General features: G+C 37.6%; 25 protein-coding genes. 2 read left to right on the forward strand and 23 right to left on the reverse strand.

The window, feature by feature from the left end; translation table 11 throughout:
- Positions 1-73: 73 nt before the first annotated feature.
- From CZ487_RS16545 to CZ487_RS16565, 6 genes are all read right to left on the reverse strand, one after another.
- The gene (locus tag CZ487_RS16545) at positions 74-1,090 is read right to left on the reverse strand and encodes an aliphatic sulfonate ABC transporter substrate-binding protein (RefSeq protein WP_077213379.1); all 1,017 of its coding nucleotides are present in this window, start codon (positions 1,088-1,090) and stop codon (positions 74-76) included.
- A gap of 16 nt (positions 1,091-1,106) precedes the next feature.
- The gene (locus CZ487_RS16550; protein WP_077213380.1) at positions 1,107-1,862 is read right to left on the reverse strand and encodes an ABC transporter permease; all 756 of its coding nucleotides are present in this window, start codon (positions 1,860-1,862) and stop codon (positions 1,107-1,109) included.
- The gene (locus CZ487_RS16555; protein ID WP_077213381.1) at positions 1,859-2,635 is read right to left on the reverse strand and encodes an ABC transporter ATP-binding protein; all 777 of its coding nucleotides are present in this window, start codon (positions 2,633-2,635) and stop codon (positions 1,859-1,861) included. The genes CZ487_RS16550 and CZ487_RS16555 overlap by 4 nt, the downstream gene beginning before the upstream one ends.
- A 150-nt stretch (positions 2,636-2,785) precedes the next feature.
- A complete protein-coding gene (locus tag CZ487_RS27225; RefSeq protein WP_202617843.1) occupies positions 2,786-2,941 on the reverse strand; it encodes a hypothetical protein in 156 nt (51 codons plus the stop codon).
- Between the two features lie 150 nt (positions 2,942-3,091).
- Entirely contained in the window at positions 3,092-3,664 is a 573-nt protein-coding gene (locus CZ487_RS16560) for a hypothetical protein (protein ID WP_077213382.1), read from the reverse strand.
- Positions 3,665-3,866: 202 nt separating this feature from the next.
- Positions 3,867-4,211: a hypothetical protein gene (locus CZ487_RS16565; RefSeq protein WP_077213383.1), complete on the reverse strand. Its 345-nt coding sequence runs from the start codon at positions 4,209-4,211 to the stop codon at positions 3,867-3,869.
- Positions 4,212-4,348: 137 nt separating this feature from the next.
- On the opposite strand from CZ487_RS16565, the gene CZ487_RS16570 reads away from it, so the two are divergent.
- On the forward strand, positions 4,349-4,546 hold the full coding sequence (locus tag CZ487_RS16570) for a hypothetical protein (protein ID WP_077213384.1): 198 nt from the start codon (positions 4,349-4,351) through the stop codon (positions 4,544-4,546).
- Between the two features lie 82 nt (positions 4,547-4,628).
- Here CZ487_RS16570 and CZ487_RS16575 read toward each other — a convergent pair whose 3' ends face one another.
- The 14 genes from CZ487_RS16575 to CZ487_RS16640 form a co-directional block, all read right to left on the reverse strand.
- Positions 4,629-5,651 (reverse strand): PAS domain-containing sensor histidine kinase, encoded by a 1,023-nt coding sequence (locus CZ487_RS16575; protein ID WP_237562908.1) that lies wholly within the window; start codon positions 5,649-5,651, stop codon positions 4,629-4,631.
- A 4-nt stretch (positions 5,652-5,655) separates the two neighbouring features.
- Positions 5,656-6,108, reverse strand: coding sequence for a GAF domain-containing protein (locus CZ487_RS16580; RefSeq protein ID WP_077213386.1), 453 nt, complete (start codon positions 6,106-6,108; stop codon positions 5,656-5,658).
- 15 nt (positions 6,109-6,123) lie between these two features.
- On the reverse strand, positions 6,124-6,777 hold the full coding sequence (locus tag CZ487_RS16585) for a response regulator (protein WP_077213387.1): 654 nt from the start codon (positions 6,775-6,777) through the stop codon (positions 6,124-6,126).
- 26 nt (positions 6,778-6,803) lie between these two features.
- Complete coding sequence (locus CZ487_RS16590; RefSeq protein ID WP_077213388.1) at positions 6,804-7,457, reverse strand: sensor histidine kinase; 654 nt, start codon at positions 7,455-7,457, stop codon at positions 6,804-6,806.
- 251 nt (positions 7,458-7,708) lie between these two features.
- The gene (locus tag CZ487_RS16595; RefSeq protein WP_077213389.1) at positions 7,709-9,016 is read right to left on the reverse strand and encodes an MFS transporter; all 1,308 of its coding nucleotides are present in this window, start codon (positions 9,014-9,016) and stop codon (positions 7,709-7,711) included.
- Complete coding sequence (locus CZ487_RS16600) at positions 9,013-9,297, reverse strand: hypothetical protein (protein WP_077213390.1); 285 nt, start codon at positions 9,295-9,297, stop codon at positions 9,013-9,015. The genes CZ487_RS16595 and CZ487_RS16600 overlap by 4 nt, the downstream gene beginning before the upstream one ends.
- Entirely contained in the window at positions 9,284-9,595 is a 312-nt protein-coding gene (locus CZ487_RS16605) for a hypothetical protein (protein ID WP_077213391.1), read from the reverse strand. The genes CZ487_RS16600 and CZ487_RS16605 overlap by 14 nt, the downstream gene beginning before the upstream one ends.
- A 6-nt stretch (positions 9,596-9,601) precedes the next feature.
- Complete coding sequence (locus CZ487_RS16610; RefSeq protein WP_077213392.1) at positions 9,602-9,793, reverse strand: hypothetical protein; 192 nt, start codon at positions 9,791-9,793, stop codon at positions 9,602-9,604.
- Entirely contained in the window at positions 9,783-10,307 is a 525-nt protein-coding gene (locus tag CZ487_RS16615) for a QcrA and Rieske domain-containing protein (RefSeq protein WP_077213393.1), read from the reverse strand. The genes CZ487_RS16610 and CZ487_RS16615 overlap by 11 nt, the downstream gene beginning before the upstream one ends.
- A 12-nt stretch (positions 10,308-10,319) precedes the next feature.
- On the reverse strand, positions 10,320-10,877 hold the full coding sequence (locus tag CZ487_RS16620; protein ID WP_077213394.1) for a 4Fe-4S dicluster domain-containing protein: 558 nt from the start codon (positions 10,875-10,877) through the stop codon (positions 10,320-10,322).
- The gene (locus CZ487_RS16625) at positions 10,878-13,034 is read right to left on the reverse strand and encodes a molybdopterin oxidoreductase family protein (protein WP_077213395.1); all 2,157 of its coding nucleotides are present in this window, start codon (positions 13,032-13,034) and stop codon (positions 10,878-10,880) included.
- Positions 13,021-14,106 carry a hypothetical protein gene (locus CZ487_RS16630; protein ID WP_077213396.1) on the reverse strand — a complete coding sequence of 362 codons (1,086 nt, stop codon included), beginning with the start codon at positions 14,104-14,106 and terminating at the stop codon, positions 13,021-13,023. The genes CZ487_RS16625 and CZ487_RS16630 overlap by 14 nt, the downstream gene beginning before the upstream one ends.
- Before the next feature lie 248 nt (positions 14,107-14,354).
- Positions 14,355-14,645 carry a hypothetical protein gene (locus CZ487_RS16635; protein WP_077213397.1) on the reverse strand — a complete coding sequence of 97 codons (291 nt, stop codon included), beginning with the start codon at positions 14,643-14,645 and terminating at the stop codon, positions 14,355-14,357.
- Positions 14,646-14,696: 51 nt separating this feature from the next.
- Complete coding sequence (locus tag CZ487_RS16640) at positions 14,697-15,056, reverse strand: aminoacyl-tRNA hydrolase (RefSeq protein ID WP_084783318.1); 360 nt, start codon at positions 15,054-15,056, stop codon at positions 14,697-14,699.
- 258 nt (positions 15,057-15,314) lie between these two features.
- On the opposite strand from CZ487_RS16640, the gene CZ487_RS16645 reads away from it, so the two are divergent.
- On the forward strand, positions 15,315-15,887 hold the full coding sequence (locus CZ487_RS16645) for a cell wall hydrolase (RefSeq protein ID WP_077213398.1): 573 nt from the start codon (positions 15,315-15,317) through the stop codon (positions 15,885-15,887).
- A 27-nt stretch (positions 15,888-15,914) separates the two neighbouring features.
- On the opposite strand, the gene CZ487_RS16650 is transcribed toward CZ487_RS16645, so the two are convergent.
- From CZ487_RS16650 to CZ487_RS16660, 3 genes are all read right to left on the reverse strand, one after another.
- Positions 15,915-16,610: a serine/threonine protein kinase gene (locus tag CZ487_RS16650; RefSeq protein ID WP_077213399.1), complete on the reverse strand. Its 696-nt coding sequence runs from the start codon at positions 16,608-16,610 to the stop codon at positions 15,915-15,917.
- A gap of 120 nt (positions 16,611-16,730) precedes the next feature.
- Complete coding sequence (locus CZ487_RS16655) at positions 16,731-17,756, reverse strand: FUSC family protein (protein ID WP_077213400.1); 1,026 nt, start codon at positions 17,754-17,756, stop codon at positions 16,731-16,733.
- Between the two features lie 99 nt (positions 17,757-17,855).
- A complete protein-coding gene (locus CZ487_RS16660) occupies positions 17,856-19,442 on the reverse strand; it encodes a class I adenylate-forming enzyme family protein (protein ID WP_077213401.1) in 1,587 nt (528 codons plus the stop codon).
- Between the last annotated feature and the right edge of the window lie 9 nt (positions 19,443-19,451).

Raw genomic sequence — 19,451 nt, forward strand, 5'->3', positions numbered from 1 at the left:
GTATAAAAAAAAAAGGAAAAGGGCATCAAAGAATTTTCACTTTGATCTCTTTTCCTTTTGTCATGACGTAGAATTAACGTCCTGCAGTTGTTGTCCCGATAAATTGTCCGTCAATAAGATCTGTAAAGTCTGGTTGTTCTTTCAAGAATTTTAATGCATATGAGCTGTCAGCAAACGCTTGAACTGCATCCTGGTCAACTTCATAAGTAAAGCCAATTCTTTCCCACGCTAGGTCAACAACTTCTTTAGACAATTCCTGTTTAGTTGTATCTTTAATATCCTTAATCGTAATTTCCTTAGCTTCTTCTGGATTATCATTTATAAATTCTACTGCTTGTTTATGAGCATTTACGATTTTTTCAATTGTTTCAGGATTATTTTCAATCATTTCTCCGCTAGTAACCAATACAGAAGCCGGTAATGTTTCACCAAATGATACTTCATTCCACGGAATTACTACTTCAGCATTTGTTTCAATTTGAATTTGCGCTGCCCATGGTTCTGGTGCAACAGCCACGTCAATCTTTCCTTGCTCAAGCATTGCTGAGTACTGTGCTGGGTTCCCAGTTAAGTGCTTCATTGTACCGCCAATACGTTCTGATGTTACACCTAGATCCTCAAGATATGTCTCATATTGTACATCATGTGTGCAGCCGATTCCTGGTGTGATGAATGTCTTTCCGGAGAAATCTTCCGGAGATTTAATATCGCTGCCTGCCTTCGCTAGTACAACCGTACCACCCGTTGAGCCACCAGCAATAATCTTTACATCTGCACCTGTTGTATAGTTATTCATCGCTGGTCCTGGTCCGACTAAACCTGCATCAACATCACCCGTTTTTAATGCAGTCATGAATGATCCGCCTTCGGCAAATGTTCTGTATTCAATTACAGTACCGTCCCCAAGTTGTTCTTGGAAAAAGCCTTTTTCTTTTGCAACCATTGCAGGAACATGATTGATATTTGGAAAATAACCGATGACGATTTTATCTTTTGAACCTGTAGATGCATCGTCACTTGACCCGCAAGCTGCAAGAATTCCTGTCAACAACATAACGGTAATAAAAACTAAAAATGATTTCTTTTTCATTTCTTTTTCCCCCTTTTTAAGTTTCAAGTCCCCATCTTTGCATAACTGATTTTTCTATTTTTGAGAAAATCAATTGATCGACAATTGATCCAATAATACCGATTATTACAATAACACCAATTACGAGACTCATATTCCCGAAATCTGAAGCGTAACGGAGAGTGTATCCGAGTCCCGGTCCAGTACTTAAAAGTTCTCCAGCCATCAATGCGCGCCACGCAAATGCCCATGCAAGCCGGGCTCCTGTGACAACATACGGAATTGATGCCGGAAAAATCACTCTAGTAAATAAATCAATGCCCTTAGAACCCATCGTTTGTGCTGCCCTAATATACAATGGTGAAACGTTCTTAATCCCCATTCTAACATTTAGCGTCATAACAAACGTGCCGCCGAGAACAACAACAAAAATAACAGATACTTCATTAAGACCAAACCACATGATCGCAAGTGGCAGCCAGACAATACTAGGAACGCTTTGAAGAGCCAAAATCACTGTTCCAATGGTCTCATCCGCACTTTTAGACTTTGCTAGAAGAATCCCTAACAGAGCCCCAAGTATTAGTGAAATGACTAAGCCAATTGCCAGCCTTTGAAAGCTTGCGATTAAATCATAGATTAATGTTTTATCTAAAAATCCTGCCATCAATGCCTCTCCTACCATTGTTGGTGATGGTAGAATCGTAGGCAGCCAAAGCTCCAATCGGGAACCTAATTCCCAAACAACGATCACTGCAGCGAAGAAAATAAGACGCTTGATATTAGGATTCATATGGCCAATTCCTCACTAACCACTTTATCAATTTCTGTCTTTAAATAACTCATGATATGTTCCTCAAGTTCAATGATTTTTTTCTTGTGTTCTTCGCGTGGTCTTGGAATATCAACTTTAATATCCTGTAGGATCGTCCCTGGTTTCGTTCCCATGACAATAATTCGATCAGAAAGCTTAATAGATTCAGATATACTATGTGTGACGAATAGAATGGTTTTCTTTGTTTCTGTCCAGATCGTTTCGAGCTGGGTGTGCAAACGTGAACGGGTTTGTTCATCCAAAGCACCAAACGGTTCATCCATTAACAGGATTTCCGGATCCATCGCTAATGCTCTTGCTATAGCAACACGCTGCTGCATTCCACCGGACAACTCATGAGGATAATGGGAAACATACTTCCCTAACTGAACCATTTGTAAGTATTTTTTTGCTCTTTCTTCAGCTTCTCTTTTAGGTACTTCTTTCTTTAACGGAAAAGTAACATTGTCCATCACATTCAACCAGGGAAAAAGTGCTGCCTGTTGAAATACCATCCCGCGGTCTTTGCCTGGTTTCTCGATTTTTTTATTATTTACAAGAATATCTCCGCTAGTAGCTTTCGTTAGTCCTGCCACAATATTCAGAAGCGTTGATTTACCACATCCAGATGGTCCAAGAATGGAAATAAATTCACCCTTTTCTATCGTTGTATTAATATCTTTTAATACATCCACTGGGCTTTGATCTTTATTTAAGAACTGTTTTTGTATATTATTAATTTCAATAAACATAGTTTATACCGCCTATTCTAATAAATCTTATAAAATAACTCGGATTAGATGGTTTTAATTATAATCTATTCACAGTGGTTGTCAATATTTCTTATTAAAAATTAGATTATTATTAAAAAAAACATCTACAATAAAAAGAGACAACCAACACTAAGGTTGATTGTCTTCATCTTTATCCATTAGTTCCATTTCAGCTTTCATTCTCTCTTCCTCTTCATCAACACTGATTCTTGCTATTTGTTCTACAAGTTGGTGATGTACAATGTCCATATCTTCTTGACATTCGAAAGGCTGCTTTTTCTCCATATTCTTAATTACACTCCTTTGATCTTGAAATCAAAGCATCATAAAATAAGCATTTCGTAAACATTTAATTGCTCTTCTTTTGTTTGTTATAGTGTCCCCTTATGCTGAAAATGAATGCATGAAAAATGAATCATATTAAAGCTTCAGCAGCTATTGAAACTTTATTCCTGTTAGTTTCGAAATCGATTTACAAAACTTAAACCAATCTTTTGGAAAGCATTGTAATCCTTCACTTTCATAGACTGTCGCTTTTGTTCTTAGTTTCACACTCCAACTCGTCCCATCTAATACCAATGAATCTGGCTGGTAATCTTGTTCCCAGTCCCAGATCTTCAAACGGTATATCTCTTTCTTAAATTCTTCCACGCTTCCAACGTTATACACACGCTGCCTTTCTTTCGGCTGTGGAGAATCAAAGATCAGATCAAAAAAGTAAAACCTATTTCTAGAAAAATCAACGGTTAGCTTATAGGATGGCCCAAGTATTCCTGCAATATATACGGAAAGAGAAAGAAATTCTTTTTCTTCACGGATTGAAACAAGATCATTTTCAACTGAAAACAAGTCCTTTTTCCTGCTAACAACGGACTTAATATGTGAAAGCTGTACAGGTCTTTTGCGAGGACTATTAAGCGGCATTTCGTTCAACTCATTCAAAATCGAAGTGAAAGTCACTGGACCTTTTTTATCGATGATGTCTAGAATTATTTCATACATATTCATTGTAATCATTTCCTTCAAATTTATATCAAAACAAGTAAAATGAATAACATCTAATTAATATAAGTACCATGAAACTTGTCCAAAATCATTCTAAAGAATATCTTTTTTAAAATTATAAGGGATTAAACTTTAAATGAATGTAACAAATGACACGTTCACGAATATTTTACAAAAAAAAAATTAACCCCCAAGCTCCGGGCGGTTAATTTTTATGATTTTTAAGCGTCAGTATTTCTTCTTCAGTTTTTGCAATCTTTAGAAGTTGGCTGTCCATTCTTCGGTTAATTTGTTCAACATGGCTTTGATAGGTCTTTTCGAATCTCGTAATCGCACCTTCAATAGCATTGATAATTTTCGGCTGTTCTCCTAATTTTTGAACTAATTCTTTTATGTCTGTAATATCAATTTGATTTACTGTCACTCGATGCTCAATACTATCTACTTTTTCAAGCCTTGCCAGTCTAGTTTCAATTGTATTAAGTTTCTTTTCGAAATTTTCATTCATATTATGAAGTAGTTGTACTACTTGTTGAAGTTCATTTTCCATGCTGCCATGCCCCCTTATATTTTCTATTGTACCATTATCACCATTCCTATTATGTTTAATATTTTGTCTGTTTCTTGACATTAGCAAACATAATAATAGCCGATAATGCTCAATATAACTTCGAGGAGGTGGATGCTATGGAGCAAAATCAACCAGGCAGTAAACAAATGCCGGATTTTAAAGAATTGACAGATCGAATGATTGCCAAACCTTCTACTTCACCAAAGCTGGTAATCAAAACAAACTTAGATCCTAAAACAATTGCCGATGAAAATCCCTATTATCATCAGCAAGGAAACGACGAAAAAGAATTCACGGAATACTTTGATGAGTGATTCTCAGACTCGATGATGGTATATATTACCAAAATCGAGTCAGTTTCTTTTTAAAGTGCTTTTAATTTGTGAAGGTATAAAATTACGATAAGGGTACCTCAAAAATAACCTTTGTGCCTTTTCCTGGTTTAGATGTAATCGTTAGTTCACCTTGAACTGCACGACTTCTTTCTTCCATGCTGAATAAGCCTACTCCACGTGTCAGCAAACTCATATCAAAGCCTTTCCCATCATCTTCAACCATCACACGCACGATGCCATCTATCTGCCGAATAGTGACAGCCACCTCATCTGCATCAGCATATTTACGTGTATTTGTCAGTGCCTCTTGTATAATTCGGTAAATCGCAATCTCTTTATTCATTGGTAGTCTTTTATCCAATGAACACTCAAAGCGGACATCTATCCCGTAGTGCTCTGAGCAGCGGCTTAAATAACTTCGAATAGCGGGAACTAAACCCAGATCATCAAGTACAGACGGACGAAGTTCCCATGAAATTTCACGAATTTCTTGTATTAAATCGGTAGCTTCTTTTTGCATCTGATCGATTAAAGGATGGTTTATTTGTGATTGTAAAATATTAATCGTTATAAGATGACTATAAAGATTTTGACCGATCCCATCATGTAAATCCCTAGAAAGCCTTTTCCGTTCCTCTTCCTGAACGTCGATCAATTTCAGCGTCATCTCTTGAAGCTCTTCTTCCATTTCCTTTCGTTTCGTAATTTCATAACGAATCGCTAAATACTGATAGGGACTCCCATCCTCTTTAAGAAATGGCACGATGGTTGTATCCACCCAATAATATGAACCATCCTTTGCACGATTTCGTATCTCGCCTTTCCATACATTACCTGAAGAAATCGTTCTCCATAAATTCTTAAAAAACTCCTTAGAATGGTAGCCAGAATTAACAATTCGATGGTCTTCTCCAACTAATTCTTCCCTGGAATATTTAGATATCTCACAAAATTTATCGTTCACATGCTGTATAATCCCTCGTTCATTTGTATACGCAACAATGGCTGATTCATCTAATGCATATTTTAAATCAAATAGCTCTTTGTATGCATTTGCACCATCTGATTGTTGTGGCTTTTCCACGTTGTCACCACCTGTCTTCATCCAAATGAGTATTCATCAATTCTTCTATTTTAATAGCTGCTTTTTGAACGCTCTTTTGTTGTTCTTCCTCGAAAATACGCTTATTCTTTCTTTCCCCGACTAATAAAACACCCTTAGCAATCCCATTGAGATGAATGGGTACCGCATAAGAATGCAATAAGTTTTCAGCTAACATAATCGGATATTCAAGTGCTTTTCCTAATATGTTATTTGGAAAATCAGCAATCATCATCGGCCTGTCTGTTGATATGACACGACCTGCAATTCCCTTTCCATATCGAACTGTTATCCTTTTATATTTGTCATTGCGGTTTCCTGCTGCGACTAGCCATCTAATATTTGGTCCTATTCTATCTTGAAAAGCATAGCCAACAAAATCACATTGTATATGTAATAATAGCTCATCACAAACTCGAGCAATTGATTTATTTTTCATGTCAATAGTCGTCCTTTATAACCCGTATCCTAGTAAACCCTTTTTTAAAGCATAGGCAACTAACTCTGGTCTCGTTTTCATCTGAAGCTTTTCCATTAAATTACCTTTATGTGTTTCGACTGTTTTTACGCTAATGCCCAGTTGTTCAGCGATATCTTTATTGGCATATCCCTTTGCGATTAGTGTAAGCACTTCTCTTTCACGATCTGATAGAATATTAAAGGGATCCGCATCACCATTCTTCGCATTGTTTAAGTACTCTTCCATTAATCGTTTGGTTGCAGACGGATGAAGATAAGCATCTCCGTTTGATACTGATAAAATAGCCTGAATAAGTTCATCATGAGGAGCACTTTTTAAAATACAGCCGGAAGCTCCTGCTTGTATAGCGCGAAACAAATATTCTTCATCATCGTGCATCGTTAATATTAATATAGATATTTCTGGCAATTGTTTCTTTAATTCAGATGTAGCTGAAAGACCATCCTTTCCATGAGGCATGCTCAAATCCATTAAGATCACATCAGGTGTGAGTTCTTTAGCCTTTTCTATCCCCTCATTTCCTTCGGATGCCTCTCCAACCACCTCCATTTGCGGGTGATTATTTAAAAGCATTTTTAATCCCATTCGAACGACAGCATGATCGTCTACAAGCAAAATTTTTATCAAATCCTGTTCCCCCTAAACACGGTTGCCTACGATTGCAACGGTAAAAATAATTTAATAACCGTTCCTTCCCCTATAACTGATGATATGATGCAATTTCCACCAATAATTTTCATTCTTTCTATCATCGCTGCTATCCCAGCTGACTGTTGAACTTCTTTATCTACATCAAAACCCTTACCAAAATCCTTAACAAGGATTTCAAGGCAATCAGACTTCCAGACTACATTGATTTCGATTTGTAGGGAATCAGCATACTTTGCGATATTTACCAATGCTTCTTGACAGACCCGAAACAAAGTCATCCGATGATGTTCGGGTAACCGGCTTTCTGTCCCATCGTTAATGAAATCAACTAAAATACCGTAAGTAGAGGTGTATAGCTTTAAATAGCTTTTCAAGGCAGGAATAAATCCTAATGTCGTTAGAGTTGGAGGATGTAATTCAACCGCTAACAGGCGAACCTCTTGAATGGTCTTTTCCAACAATTCTCCCATTTCGTGGATATATCCTTTCAAACTATCTCCTTCCACACTTGTCTCTAAAAATTGAAATCCAGTAAACACACTATATAATGTCTGCCCTACACCCTCATGCAGTTCTAGGGCGATTCGTTTTATTTCCTCTTCTTGAGATTGAATTATATAAGAGCTAATTTGATTTCTAGAAGGTAAACTCTCCATCGGATTTCCCCTTACCCCTTGTTTTTATAGGCTTAATGTACACAATTCTATCATAATATACCATATAGATTAAAATCTCATTACATCAAACATAATAAGTTAATTTTCCTTATAATAAACATTTCAAAAAAGAATGAAAGTGATAAATATCTTTACAAAAAAATGACCAGCTCTCCTATTGATAAACATGGAAGAGCGGTCATTCTTAGATCCATAGAAGTTCGTATTTCGGACTACTGCAGCCCTGTTTTCTATGACGCTTTTGCAATTTTCACTTGTTTTTTCGCTGTTCTTTGGTAATAGTACCAGTTTAGAGCCATTGAAATGATATATAATGCGATAAAGAAATAAAGTGCTGTTACTGGTGATCCCGTTGCGCTTGTTGACCAGCCAAATAATTGTGGAATAAAATAAGATCCATATGCAGCAAAGGCAGCTGTGATTCCTAATACAGGTGCCGCTTCTTTCGGAACAAAGATCTCTGGGATCATTTGGAATGTTGAACCAGAACCAATACCAGAAGCGAGGAACAAAATTAAGAATGACGCCAGGAATCCTGCAAACTCTTTTGCATTAGTAAAATAAATAACTCCACCTGCACCAATAATCATGACGATAAATACCCAAGCTGTAACAACTGCTCCGCCAAGCTTATCCGAAATCCATCCACCAACAGGTCTTGCTGCTGCTGCTAGTAGAGCACCCAAGAAAGCAAGAGACACATGTTCAGGAAATTGAGAGCGAAGAAGCAGTGGAAAAGCTGCTGAATATCCGATGAATGAACCAAAAGTTGCTACATATAATACGGTCATGATCCATGTATGTTTTCTTTTTAAAACAACAAATTGATCTGCAACTGATTGACTAGTATTTGGAAGATTATCCATTCCAAAATAAGCGACAATCGTCATAATGATAATTGGGATTACCCAGATGAATGCTGCATTTTGCAGCCAAACGGTTTCACCATTAGCCATTACTTGACCTTCTCCAATAAATGCAAACGTGCTAGATGCAATAATAAGCGGTGTAACAAATTGGACAACAGAAACTCCCATGTTTCCTAAGCCGCCATTGATCCCAAGTGCTGTTCCTTTTTCGGATTTTGGGAAGAAGAAACTCAAATTTGATGAAGAAGAAGAAAAGTTTCCTCCACCCAATCCGCAAAGTGCTGCTAACAAGAGCATGACAGAATAGGGTGTTTCTGGGTTTTGCACAGCAAAACCGATTCCGATAGCAGGGATGATTAGTACGGCTGTAGAAAATACCGTCCAGTTTCTACCTCCAAATTTACCAACCCCAAAAGTATAAATAAAACGAAGTGTTGCCCCTACTAGTCCTGGAATCGCAGCCAATGTAAACAATTGCTCTTGTGTATAAGTAAATCCTGCTTCCCCTAAGCTTGCTGCTACTACAGACCAAATTTGCCAAACGATAAAAGCTAGCATTAAGGAAGGCACAGAAATTGAAAGGTTCCTTTTTGCATGCTTTTTACCTGTCTCTTGCCAAAACGTTGGATCTTCTGGTGTCCAGCTTGTAATCCGCTTATTTTTACTCATTGTTCTTCTACCCTTCTAATAATATAGGTTAAATTACTTAACTGGTCATAGGCACTCCACTGCTTGTCCTCAAATAAGACCGTTGAACCAAGGGGGACTGCAAAGAATTTTTGTTGATCAAAGTAGATTCGGACATGTGTATGATCGGGACATAACTCTACTTTTGTAACTTCTTTACGGATGAACGGGGCACGATCATCGCCTTCCTCATCTTGAATCGCTACTTCTACAGCTGCTGACGCTATAAATTCCGATAAACGTTGTAAATTAATGAGTTCCACAGCTGCTGCATCCTTTCTTTACGGGGTAGACGAACATTTTATATCCTTGCAGATACTTCCAAAAATGCTCTCCTCCCCGATCTTCTAAAAATTCTATTACTTCTTCCTCTGACTGAAATCTGCTCATGCCTTTTACCTCGGCAATCACCATTTCGGCATCGTCAATTTGTTTTTCTTCTAAGTACCAATGGAGACGGATCTCTTTAAATAGCTCTGCTAGCATCTCCTGTATATCAGAACCGAAATTTCCTTTCGCCTCTCTTACAAAACAGAAATCCAAAAATGTTTCACTGTTCATACTAGTTCACACCTTCTGTTTTTTATCGCTTTTATAAACGAATAACGCAATTGGGAATACGATCAAGTTTAGTACACAAAAGATAATCGCATTTTCATAGTTTTCAAATTTAAACTGGTGAACCATTTTTTGTGTAAAAACAATATTCAGCGCTAAGCACACAAGCAAAATTCCAAAATATATATGTTTACGATTCATAGCGCTTCACCCTCACTGCGTAAACTGCACCCTTATCAACTTTCACTTCGATGGTCGGTAATGGACGTCTTGGCGGTCCTGCAGTTGGTGCCCCTGTTTCAACATCGAATTTGCCATGGTGACATGGACAGAGCATTTCACCTTTTTCCTTTTGCCAAAAAACCGGACACTGTAAATGTGTACAAGCACTGTTATAGGCAACAAACTTTTCTTCTGACAGCCTTATTAAAATCGCATCATCATGCTCGCCAGGAAACTTAAAGTCTACCGCTTCCCCTACAGCTATTTTGTTTAAATCTGCAATTTTTTTGTGGGGATACTCTTTATCTCCTAAACCCATTAATTCTTTCGCTGCAACAGCTCCCCATGGAAGAGAAGAGACAGCGAATACTCCAGCTGCGCCTACAATGGTTTTCATGAATCCGCGTCGATCTAATTTTCTTTCATTGTTGCGATTTATATTATGTGTGTAATTATCTTCATCAAAGGGGATCCTATTATTTTTGTCTGACATGATTAATCCCTCCTAAAACAATTTCGTTACGCCTTGTAATATACCAGGCAAATTGACTTTTACGTTCGTTTCACTTTCTAAATGCATGCTTGCAACCCATTTACCGTTATCCAAGTTAAATTGCTTTTGTTTTGCTTCGATCTCTTCATCTGTTAGCCATTGAAGCGTATTTGACGGACAAACACTAGCACACATTGGTGGAATACCATCTTTCGTACGATCAATACAGAGGTCACATTTATACATCAGATTTTGTTCTGTATCAAACTTAGGAATTCCATAAGGACAGGCAATCGTACAGTTTTGACAGCCGATACATTTTTCCACAAGAGCTGAAAGAACAGCTCCTGTTTCATGAATTTGAATCGCTTGTGCCGGACAGCTTCTTGCACAGGCCGGGTTCACACAGTGAAGACACATAAGCGGCATCGTTTGTCTGTTAACAAGCGGATTAACATCATAGACATAGTTTCGGTTTCTTTCATCATGCCCGCCGCACTGTGTGCAGGCAGCGAGGCATGAACGGCAGCCGATACAATTTTCAAGTTCTAAATATAGCCTTTTCTTCATTTATTGCACCTTCTTTACTGCTACTTTTTCGATCTGTGCAGCACACGCTTTAAATTCAGGCATTCTTGACATCGGATCAAGAGCTGCAATCGTTAATAGATTAATAGAATCTTCGTGACCAAAGTGATATGGTACAAACACAGTATCTTTCCGAATGGCTTCAGTAATTTTTACTTTATACACCGCTTCTCCTCTTCTTGTAAAAAGGCGGACACGTTCTTCATGCTTGATTTTATATTTTTCAGCTGTTTCTGGATGTACCTCAACAAATGGTTCTGGGCACATATCATATAAAAACTTTATACGTCTTGTTTGATTTCCTGATAAGTAATGGAACACGACACGGCCTGTTGTTAATCGCAGCGGGTAGTTTTCATCAGGTTCTTCAGCCGGCGGACGGTATGGCAATGCGCAAATTTTTGCTTTTCCATCTGGATGATAGAATTTTTTATCTAAGAACATATGCGGTGTTCCTGGGTCATCTTCACTTTTACAAGGCCAGAACACTCCATCTTGTTTCTCAATTTTGTCCCATGTTGCACCAGAATAGTCTGCATATCCGCCTTTCGTTGCTCCTCTAAATTCATCTGCAACATCTTTAGCAGTTTTTAAGTGCGAGAAGTATTTTCCTTTTCCTAACCGTTCTGCTAACTCTACTTGAATCTGCCAGTCAGGCTTAGACTCTCCTACAGGCTCCTGAGCTTTGTTAATTTTGATAATGCGTCCTTCAATATTTGTCACTGTTCCTTCATCCTCGGACCATGTAACAGCTGGCAGTACGACATCTGCAAATTCAGCTGACTCAGATAGATAGAAATCAGAACATACCATGAAATCAAGACCTTTTAATGCTTTACGGACAAAGTTCTGATTTGGCGCAGATACTGCTGGGTTTGAACATAATAGATATAATCCGCGTATTTCTTTTTGATCCATTAATTCGAACATTTCATATGCGGATACACCTGGTTTTGGCATTTCTTCCGGAGTGATCCCCCAGAAATTGCACACTTCTTTAACATGTTCCGGGTTTGTTAGCTTACGGTAACCTGGAAGCAAATCCGATTTTTGACCGTGCTCACGGCCTCCTTGGCCATTACCTTGACCTGTGAATGTGGCAACACCGGATTTAGGACGGCCAATTTTGCCCGTAACTAAAGCCATATTTGTATAAGCAGACACATTATCTACACCCTTATGCTGCTGCTCAACACCACGAGCAAACATCACAACCGCATTAGGGGCTTTTCCGTAGATTTCTGCTGCACGGATAATTTTTTCAGGAGCAACTCCTGTTAACTCGCTTGTATATTCTGGAGTAAATTGTTTAACAAGCTCTTTTGTTTCTTCAAAACCATTTGTGTGATTGTTCACAAATTGTTCATCTGCAAAGCCGTTTTGGATTAATAAGTTAAGTATTCCATTAGCCAATGCAAGGTCTGTACCTGGCATCAAATCAAGGTGCAAATCAGCTCTTCTTGCAATCGGCGTTTCACGAGGATCTACTACAATGATATAGCCTCCTCTTTCCTGTACGTTCCAAATGCGGAACATAGAAGTTGGATGACATTCAGCTGTATTGCTTCCTGCTATAAACAAGCAGTCTGTCTCATGGATATCTGTCCAAGGTAATGTTGAACCGCGGTCCACACCGAATGAACGAAGGAATCCACCTGCTGCACTAGACATACAGAATCTTCCGTTATAATCAATATAGCGTGTTCCAAGAGCGACACGAGCAAACTTGCCTGTTAGGTAGCACTTTTCATTTGTCATTGACACGCCGCTAAAGACGGACAGGCTGTCTTTCCCATATTCCTTCTGAAGCTTTTGGAAGTTTTGAGCGATTAGATCGTAGGCTTCATCCCAACTTGCTTCTCTAAATCCTTTTGTCGTTCCCTTTAATGAAGCATCGTCACGAATTAAAGGTTTCAAGATACGATCATCATGGTTTGTTTGCTGATAGGCTGTAACTCCTTTAGGACACATTTTTCCGACTGTCACCGGCCAGCTGTAACGAGGTTCCACCCCGATAATTTTATTGGTTTTTGTATTTACACGTAAATTCATCCCGCAATAGCTGCAATGTGTCTTTACAAGTGTTTCATTAGGATGAACAACGTTTTGAACTTCTTTAAAAAATTTATCCCTTTGCATTTTGGTTTGCCTCCTTCACCTTTACTTCATGTGTAGGGAATCCTGAGAATTGAGCAATACGATATTTCCTGCGGCAAGGCAGACACAACTCTGCAAGATGGAAATCTTCCTTTTTAAATTCAATTTCGTTCGTTGCTAAAACGCTCAGCACATCTTGTGATTGTTCAGTTGATACAAATTCTTCTCCGCAAACTTTACAAGGTTTCATTGATTGTTCTCCGTAGTGTTCTCTGTAATTTCTTGCAAGCACACTCATTGGTCTGAATGGGATATGTGCCAGCTTGCCAAAAGGCAGGTAGATTAATGTAATAATGACAGAATACTGATGGATTAAGGACATTACTGAATGTCCCCAGCCATGTAAGAACATGTTGATAAATGTTAGTGCAAGTCCTGTAATACTTACGAATAGCAATAGGTATAGCGGCATAAAATCGTACATAAATTTCTGCTCTGCACGAGCCTGCATATTCTTTAAGCGACGGTAAAGCGCCATTGTCACACCAGCAATTACCATAATAGCCGAGATATTTAATGCATTATAAGAAAGGTAGGCAATAAAACCATCAGCTGGAATTGTAATTAAGCTAATCCCCATTGCAACGATCGTATAATAACCATTTTCCGGCATTGTAAAATACATCCAGCCAAACACAAGAGGAAATGTTACTAAACAAGCTAACACGCAGCCCCAGCCTATTAATAAATGCTGTGTCCAACGATATACTCCTCGATTCCAAATAAATCTGTAAGTTGCTAAATGCTCTACTGTTGTTTGTGGTGTTGTTTTTCTAAAAAGCAGCTTTAAACCTTTTTTGATAAAAACTTTTGTAGGCGGCCTTTCTCCCCAAGCGATAAATCGGTAAAAGAATCCGCCTAAAAATACAATTGTTCCAACCATGTATCCATATAAATTTAGGTCAACATGCGTAAACATTCTCGTTCCGATAAAAGTTAAAATTGCAAGTCCGAGCACTGAGATAAACATTGATTTTGCAAAATGTGAGGCAAATGCGTGATTTATGGAATGTTCTTTTTTGACTTTTGGTTTCGTGGCAACTTGTGCTTCCATTGTTGGTCCTCCTTGAATCAATTAAGTTAGTATCATTGTAAAAGGAATTGTTTTTTTGCCGTATCGGGGAATTTCCCTATCGGATGAGTAAAACTCCCTTACCAGCCAATTTCCACGATACTAAAGCTGACAAAACCCTTGATATACAAGGGTTTTATCTAATGTGGCAGATTTGTTACGAATTCAATTTACTATGCAAAACGATCAATTTGCACAAAAAAAGTCCATGCAAAGTATGCATGAACTTTCTACCTGCTCATATCGCCAACAAAAAGAATATAGGCGAGAAATACGATTAAAACTAAAGTAAATCCCACTGTAAATATACTTCTAAGAGCAGCCTTCCAATTATAAATTCCTGAAAAGCCGATTATTCCTAGGAGCAAAACCGTTAAAGCAAAATACAACGCAATTTCAAGGGGATGAATACCAATCCACATGATAATTCGGTAACTAATTGAATGAAATGACAAAATAATGACAAATACTCCACAAACCCATGACATATAAAAGGACAAACGATTTATGGATTCTGCCATGATCTCATCCCCCTTTTATCACAGTAAAAAGATACGTTTTCTCCTTACACTCTAATACAGTGAGAACTCACCAATAAAGCGTTGTCCTATAATTCTTGGCATTGGCGGTAATGTAACAACCGTCAAGGAGCCAGCGGGCACTTCAGTTAGGCCAGCATCCCTAATGGAATAGAAGCCATTTTCCTTAAGCTTCTGCAGCTGATCATCACTGCCTTTCAGAACAATTTTACTCATTCCTGATTGATACCATTCCACGAAATAATTAAAGTAATCAGGAAATTGACAATTGTTTGCACTTACCATATTTATCGTTGAAATGGTTGCGGCATGGGCAACCTGAGCTGCAACCTTTCCTGGCCTCATTTCTAAGTCACTATTCACAACAAAATATTGAACAATATCGTTATCCATGAATACCCCTCCTGCCATTTCAGTTGTTTGCCTTATAATCATTTATACGGTTAAAGGAGGATTCTTATGTTTTTTCATTGTGAATTGAAAAATATCGATATTTATCCTTTTTTTATATTACTGTTATATTACAAAGTTTACGTTTTGGATACCTGTCCCTTGATATATAAGGGTTTATACAAGTTGGTAAATTTTAGACGATGTCTCTATTATTCTAGCATGATAATGTAAGGGAGAGCTTTCAAGGAGGTATTTATTATGAAAAAACTAGTATCAGTCGTAGCATTTTTCACATTAATGTTTGGGATTCAAAGCAGTACATTAGCGGCAACATCACATACTGTAACAAAAGGTGATACTTACTGGAAAATTGCTTCAAAATACGGAGTTCCTGTACAAAAATTAATGGCATCAAACAATGCTAAGAGCAGCTATTTAGATATTGGTCAAAAAGTGGCAGTTCCTGCAACAACTGTAACAAGCGCAGAAAAAGATTTACTAGCGAGATTAGTAGAAGCAGAAGCAAAAGGTGAGCCTTATGCAGGCAAAGTTGCTGTTGCAACGGTTGTATTAAATCGAGTTGACAGTGATATTTTTCCAAATTCTATACATGCAGTCATTTATCAAGCTGGGCAATTTACTCCTGTAAGTAATGGAGAAATTAATAATCCTGCAAGCGCAGAATCGAAACATGCAGTAAATGAAGCAATTGCATTCCGCGGGCAAGGAAACGGGTCTCTTTACTTTTATAACCCAAGCAAAACATCCAACCAGTGGCTTCGTACAAAGGCAGTTACGACTACCATTGGTAACCATGTATTCGCAAAATAAGCACTCCATTTGGGGTGCTTTTTTACTTTAACTTTTTCGATTACTAGAAGATATCGAAAACATATCATAGAGTTTACTGAGCTTTTTTATAAACTCCTCGTACTGAAAGACTGTAGATTGATTGAACCACTTTCTTACACTTTCAACAACCCATAGAGGCACTGGTTTCCCTTCAATAAGGTGATAATAATCTTCATACCCTCTCTTTAAGTATTCCCAACGGTAATCATTTCCTTCTTTCATATATTCTGAAACATCAACTATCTTTGCCCTGCCATTATGCATTAATATATTTTTCAAATGAATGTCCCTTGGATTCAATCCCTTTTCTATTACTTCACTACGTGCATTTTCCACATCAATGATTACTTGTTTAGGGATAGGGATTCCTCTTACAACACAATCATATAAAGTAACGCCCTCTTCAAAACTTATAATCATATAATTTACGCCGCTGCCATAGCAGTGCGGATAAAAATTTGATTCTCCTATATTTCTATAAACGTCAAGTTCCATTTTTAATTTATCACATTTTTCGTTTGCAAAAACTTTAATCGCTTTGTCTGGAGCTGGCAAGAAACGAAAGACTGCAGCATCTGTTCCAGCGGCAATTAATTTCAAATCTTTATGATCCCCTTTTATTTTTACCTGTTCATTATTGGGAGATGACTGTACTTCTATACGCCTAACAGCCTTTTCTATTAATATTTTTTCATGATTCATCCATTCACAACCTTTGATAATTCTTGATGACCAAAATAAAAACAGCGGTCGGGAAATGTCACGATCCGCTGTTTCCATTATATATTGATATGTGATTTTTTACATAAATAAGGACTCAATTTATTTAATTTTTAAATATTGCTCTATAAGCCTATTTAAGCGCTGTAAATGAAAGGAGTACTCAAAGATTGACGAACCTATCGTAATTAAGCGCTGCTTATCCCTGCGGTCTTCCGCTTCTATATTAAGGACATCTTCTAGAAATGTCCCGCTATCTTCCAATATATCTTTTCTAAGATGACCTTCATTCGTTTTTACCTTTCCTTGATATTTTAGCAGCAAATATTCATGTTGTTTCGTTAAAGCTTCTAAGTGTTGATCAAAAAAGACATTAATCTCATTATTTTTTTTGATTTGAAAATAATGTTCTTCAATAATTTCTAAAACTTCCTCTCCTTGCTGCAGACATCTTAGCATTTGCTTAAAGACGACGATTTCTCTCGTATCTAGAGGGTTTAATTTGGCCATTTTGGATCTTTCTTCATTAAATAGATTAAAAAGTTCCTCTAATTTATTGATATCTTTCGTTAAACGATCAAATTCTTCTTTATAAGACTTTTCTGTGAGCTCATCAGATATGGCTGTTCTGATTAATAATGACATATTCTGAAAAACCTTTTCACTATTCTCTAGGTAATTCTTTTTATATTTTGGAGGGAAGATAGTTAGATTCACCAAAAAGGCTGAGCTAATTCCTATTAAAATGATTAAAAACCGGTTAATGGCAAACATCCAATCCTCAGTACCGGTAGCACTCATGACAGCAAGCACCGTTACTAATGTCAGAGCAATATTACTTTCCATTTTCAGCTGCAAGCATACCAAGATCACCATAATCATGACTAGCCCAATAATAATAGGATCATTTCCAATAAAATGAATTGCAAATAATGCAACCGCTGCACCGAGAGTATTCGTGATGAGCTGATCTAAGAAATATTTCCAAGTACGATAAATGGATGGCTGAACTGCGAAAATGGCAGCCACTCCCGCAAACGCAGCCTGCTCCAGCTGTAGAAAATAACATATGTATAAAGCCACTGTTACAGAAATTCCTGTTTTTAAAATCCGCGGTCCTAAAGTCAAAATAATTCATATCCTCTTTTCTATTCAAATCTATTATGTTAATCATATTATAATGCAAAATGAAAAAACTTCAGCACCAAAATGCTGAAGTTTTTGAAGCTACCTTAGAGTGTGCTTTAATACTTTTCCTGAAGCAGTCTTCGGTAATTCTTCCATAAATTCAAATAATTCCGGGACTTTGAACTTTGCTAAATACTGTTTGCAATAAGAGCGAATAGCATCCGTACTGTCATCGTTCAAAGTATCTGATACGATGATTGCTTTAACTCTTTCTCCAAAGATTTCATCCGGTACAGCAACAACCGCTGCTTCAATTATCTCCGGGTGTTTCTTTAAAACATCTTCAACCTCGATGGAAAATATCTTTTCTCCACCTCTATTAATCATATCTTTTTTACGATCCATGATATAGATAAAACCATCTTCATCTACTTTTGCGAGATCTCCTGATCGCCAGTATCCATCAATGAAAGAGGTTTTGTTTGCTTCAGGATTATCCCAATATTCCCCGATTACCATTGGCCCCTTGATGAGCAGTTCTCCAATTTCATTTACACCCGCCTCGTTGTCATGATCATCAACAATCTTCACATCACCAGTTTCCACTGGCAGTCCCACCGATGTCGCTTTTGACATTGGGTAGCTTGCGGGCATAATCGTTGTAGGCGATGTAGTTTCTGTTGCTCCATAAACGTTATGATAGGTAGCATTCGGAAACACTTGCTTTAGCATTTCTAACGTTTGCTGATAAATAGGAGAACCACCGTATCCGACCATTTTCACAAAATCAAAAGAATACTCCTTTAATAATGGACTTGTCGCCATCATTGCAAAGATAGTAGGAACATTCAATTGAAAATTCACCTTGTATTCATAGCATTGCTTAATATACTTTTCGTTTTGATAGGTCTTTAGAATCACCATCGATCCACCAATATATAAGATATGAAGAAATTGTGCTACCAAACCAGTAACATGAAAAAAAGGGACGGCAAGCATAGTCCGTACATCCTCGGTTGAGTTATAAGCGCGCTGAAAATGCATGATACTATGAATGACGTTAATATGACTGATTGTTGCCCCTTTTGGACGGCCTGTTGTACCTGAAGTATATAAAAGAAAAGCTGGATCCGTTTCAGTCAACTCAACCTCTTTTGGTGGCTGCTGCTCAGCTAAGAGGGTAGAGAAACGATCATACTTGGCAGACGCATTACCGATACATACTAAATTTTTAGTGTATGGCATTACTTCGCTGTCGTATTGGTTACATTCCTCAACCAAAGAGCAAAGCTCTTCATCTGCAATAATTAATTTTGGTTTTGAATGGCTAAGTATATAAGTAATTTCAGGTGCTGTGAGCTTAATATTAACCGGAACCATGATGATTCCACTCTTGATACATGCTAGCACGACGGTGGCAAATTCAAAGCGATTACTAATTAAAGAAACAATCCGATCGCCCTTTTGGATATTATATTTATTTTGCATAGCTGCAATTAGAGCATCAGACTCTTTATCCAATTCCTGATAAGTCATATATCCGCCATCTAAAATCAATGCATCTTTATTTCCGAATTTGCTAACCGTATTTTTCACAACTTCTCTTAATGTAGAAGGTCTGTTTGCAAACACTTTCACATTCTCTCTTCCAAAGAGAGTTACTTTTGTTATATCTTTTACTTCCAAAGAGAACCC

The sequence above is a fragment of the Robertmurraya dakarensis genome (assembly GCF_900156875.1).
GTDB lineage: Bacteria > Bacillota > Bacilli > Bacillales > Cytobacillaceae > Robertmurraya > Robertmurraya dakarensis.

Bases quoted from the DNA above. Each gene is read 5' to 3' on its own strand.
- CZ487_RS16545 (WP_077213379.1), bottom strand. From the start codon at position 1,090: ATGAAAAAGAAATCATTTTTAGTTTTTATTACCGTTATGTTGTTGACA.
- CZ487_RS16550 (WP_077213380.1), bottom strand. From the start codon at position 1,862: ATGAATCCTAATATCAAGCGTCTTATTTTCTTCGCTGCAGTGATCGTT.
- CZ487_RS16555 (WP_077213381.1), bottom strand. From the start codon at position 2,635: ATGTTTATTGAAATTAATAATATACAAAAACAGTTCTTAAATAAAGAT.
- CZ487_RS27225 (WP_202617843.1), bottom strand. From the start codon at position 2,941: ATGGAGAAAAAGCAGCCTTTCGAATGTCAAGAAGATATGGACATTGTA.
- CZ487_RS16560 (WP_077213382.1), bottom strand. From the start codon at position 3,664: ATGAATATGTATGAAATAATTCTAGACATCATCGATAAAAAAGGTCCA.
- CZ487_RS16565 (WP_077213383.1), bottom strand. From the start codon at position 4,211: ATGGAAAATGAACTTCAACAAGTAGTACAACTACTTCATAATATGAAT.
- CZ487_RS16570 (WP_077213384.1), top strand. From the start codon at position 4,349: ATGGAGCAAAATCAACCAGGCAGTAAACAAATGCCGGATTTTAAAGAA.
- CZ487_RS16580 (WP_077213386.1), bottom strand. From the start codon at position 6,108: ATGAAAAATAAATCAATTGCTCGAGTTTGTGATGAGCTATTATTACAT.
- CZ487_RS16590 (WP_077213388.1), bottom strand. From the start codon at position 7,457: ATGGAGAGTTTACCTTCTAGAAATCAAATTAGCTCTTATATAATTCAA.
- CZ487_RS16595 (WP_077213389.1), bottom strand. From the start codon at position 9,016: ATGAGTAAAAATAAGCGGATTACAAGCTGGACACCAGAAGATCCAACG.
- CZ487_RS16605 (WP_077213391.1), bottom strand. From the start codon at position 9,595: ATGAACAGTGAAACATTTTTGGATTTCTGTTTTGTAAGAGAGGCGAAA.
- CZ487_RS16610 (WP_077213392.1), bottom strand. From the start codon at position 9,793: ATGAATCGTAAACATATATATTTTGGAATTTTGCTTGTGTGCTTAGCG.
- CZ487_RS16615 (WP_077213393.1), bottom strand. From the start codon at position 10,307: ATGTCAGACAAAAATAATAGGATCCCCTTTGATGAAGATAATTACACA.
- CZ487_RS16620 (WP_077213394.1), bottom strand. From the start codon at position 10,877: ATGAAGAAAAGGCTATATTTAGAACTTGAAAATTGTATCGGCTGCCGT.
- CZ487_RS16625 (WP_077213395.1), bottom strand. From the start codon at position 13,034: ATGCAAAGGGATAAATTTTTTAAAGAAGTTCAAAACGTTGTTCATCCT.
- CZ487_RS16630 (WP_077213396.1), bottom strand. From the start codon at position 14,106: ATGGAAGCACAAGTTGCCACGAAACCAAAAGTCAAAAAAGAACATTCC.
- CZ487_RS16635 (WP_077213397.1), bottom strand. From the start codon at position 14,645: ATGGCAGAATCCATAAATCGTTTGTCCTTTTATATGTCATGGGTTTGT.
- CZ487_RS16640 (WP_084783318.1), bottom strand. From the start codon at position 15,056: ATGGATAACGATATTGTTCAATATTTTGTTGTGAATAGTGACTTAGAA.
- CZ487_RS16645 (WP_077213398.1), top strand. From the start codon at position 15,315: ATGAAAAAACTAGTATCAGTCGTAGCATTTTTCACATTAATGTTTGGG.
- CZ487_RS16650 (WP_077213399.1), bottom strand. From the start codon at position 16,610: ATGAATCATGAAAAAATATTAATAGAAAAGGCTGTTAGGCGTATAGAA.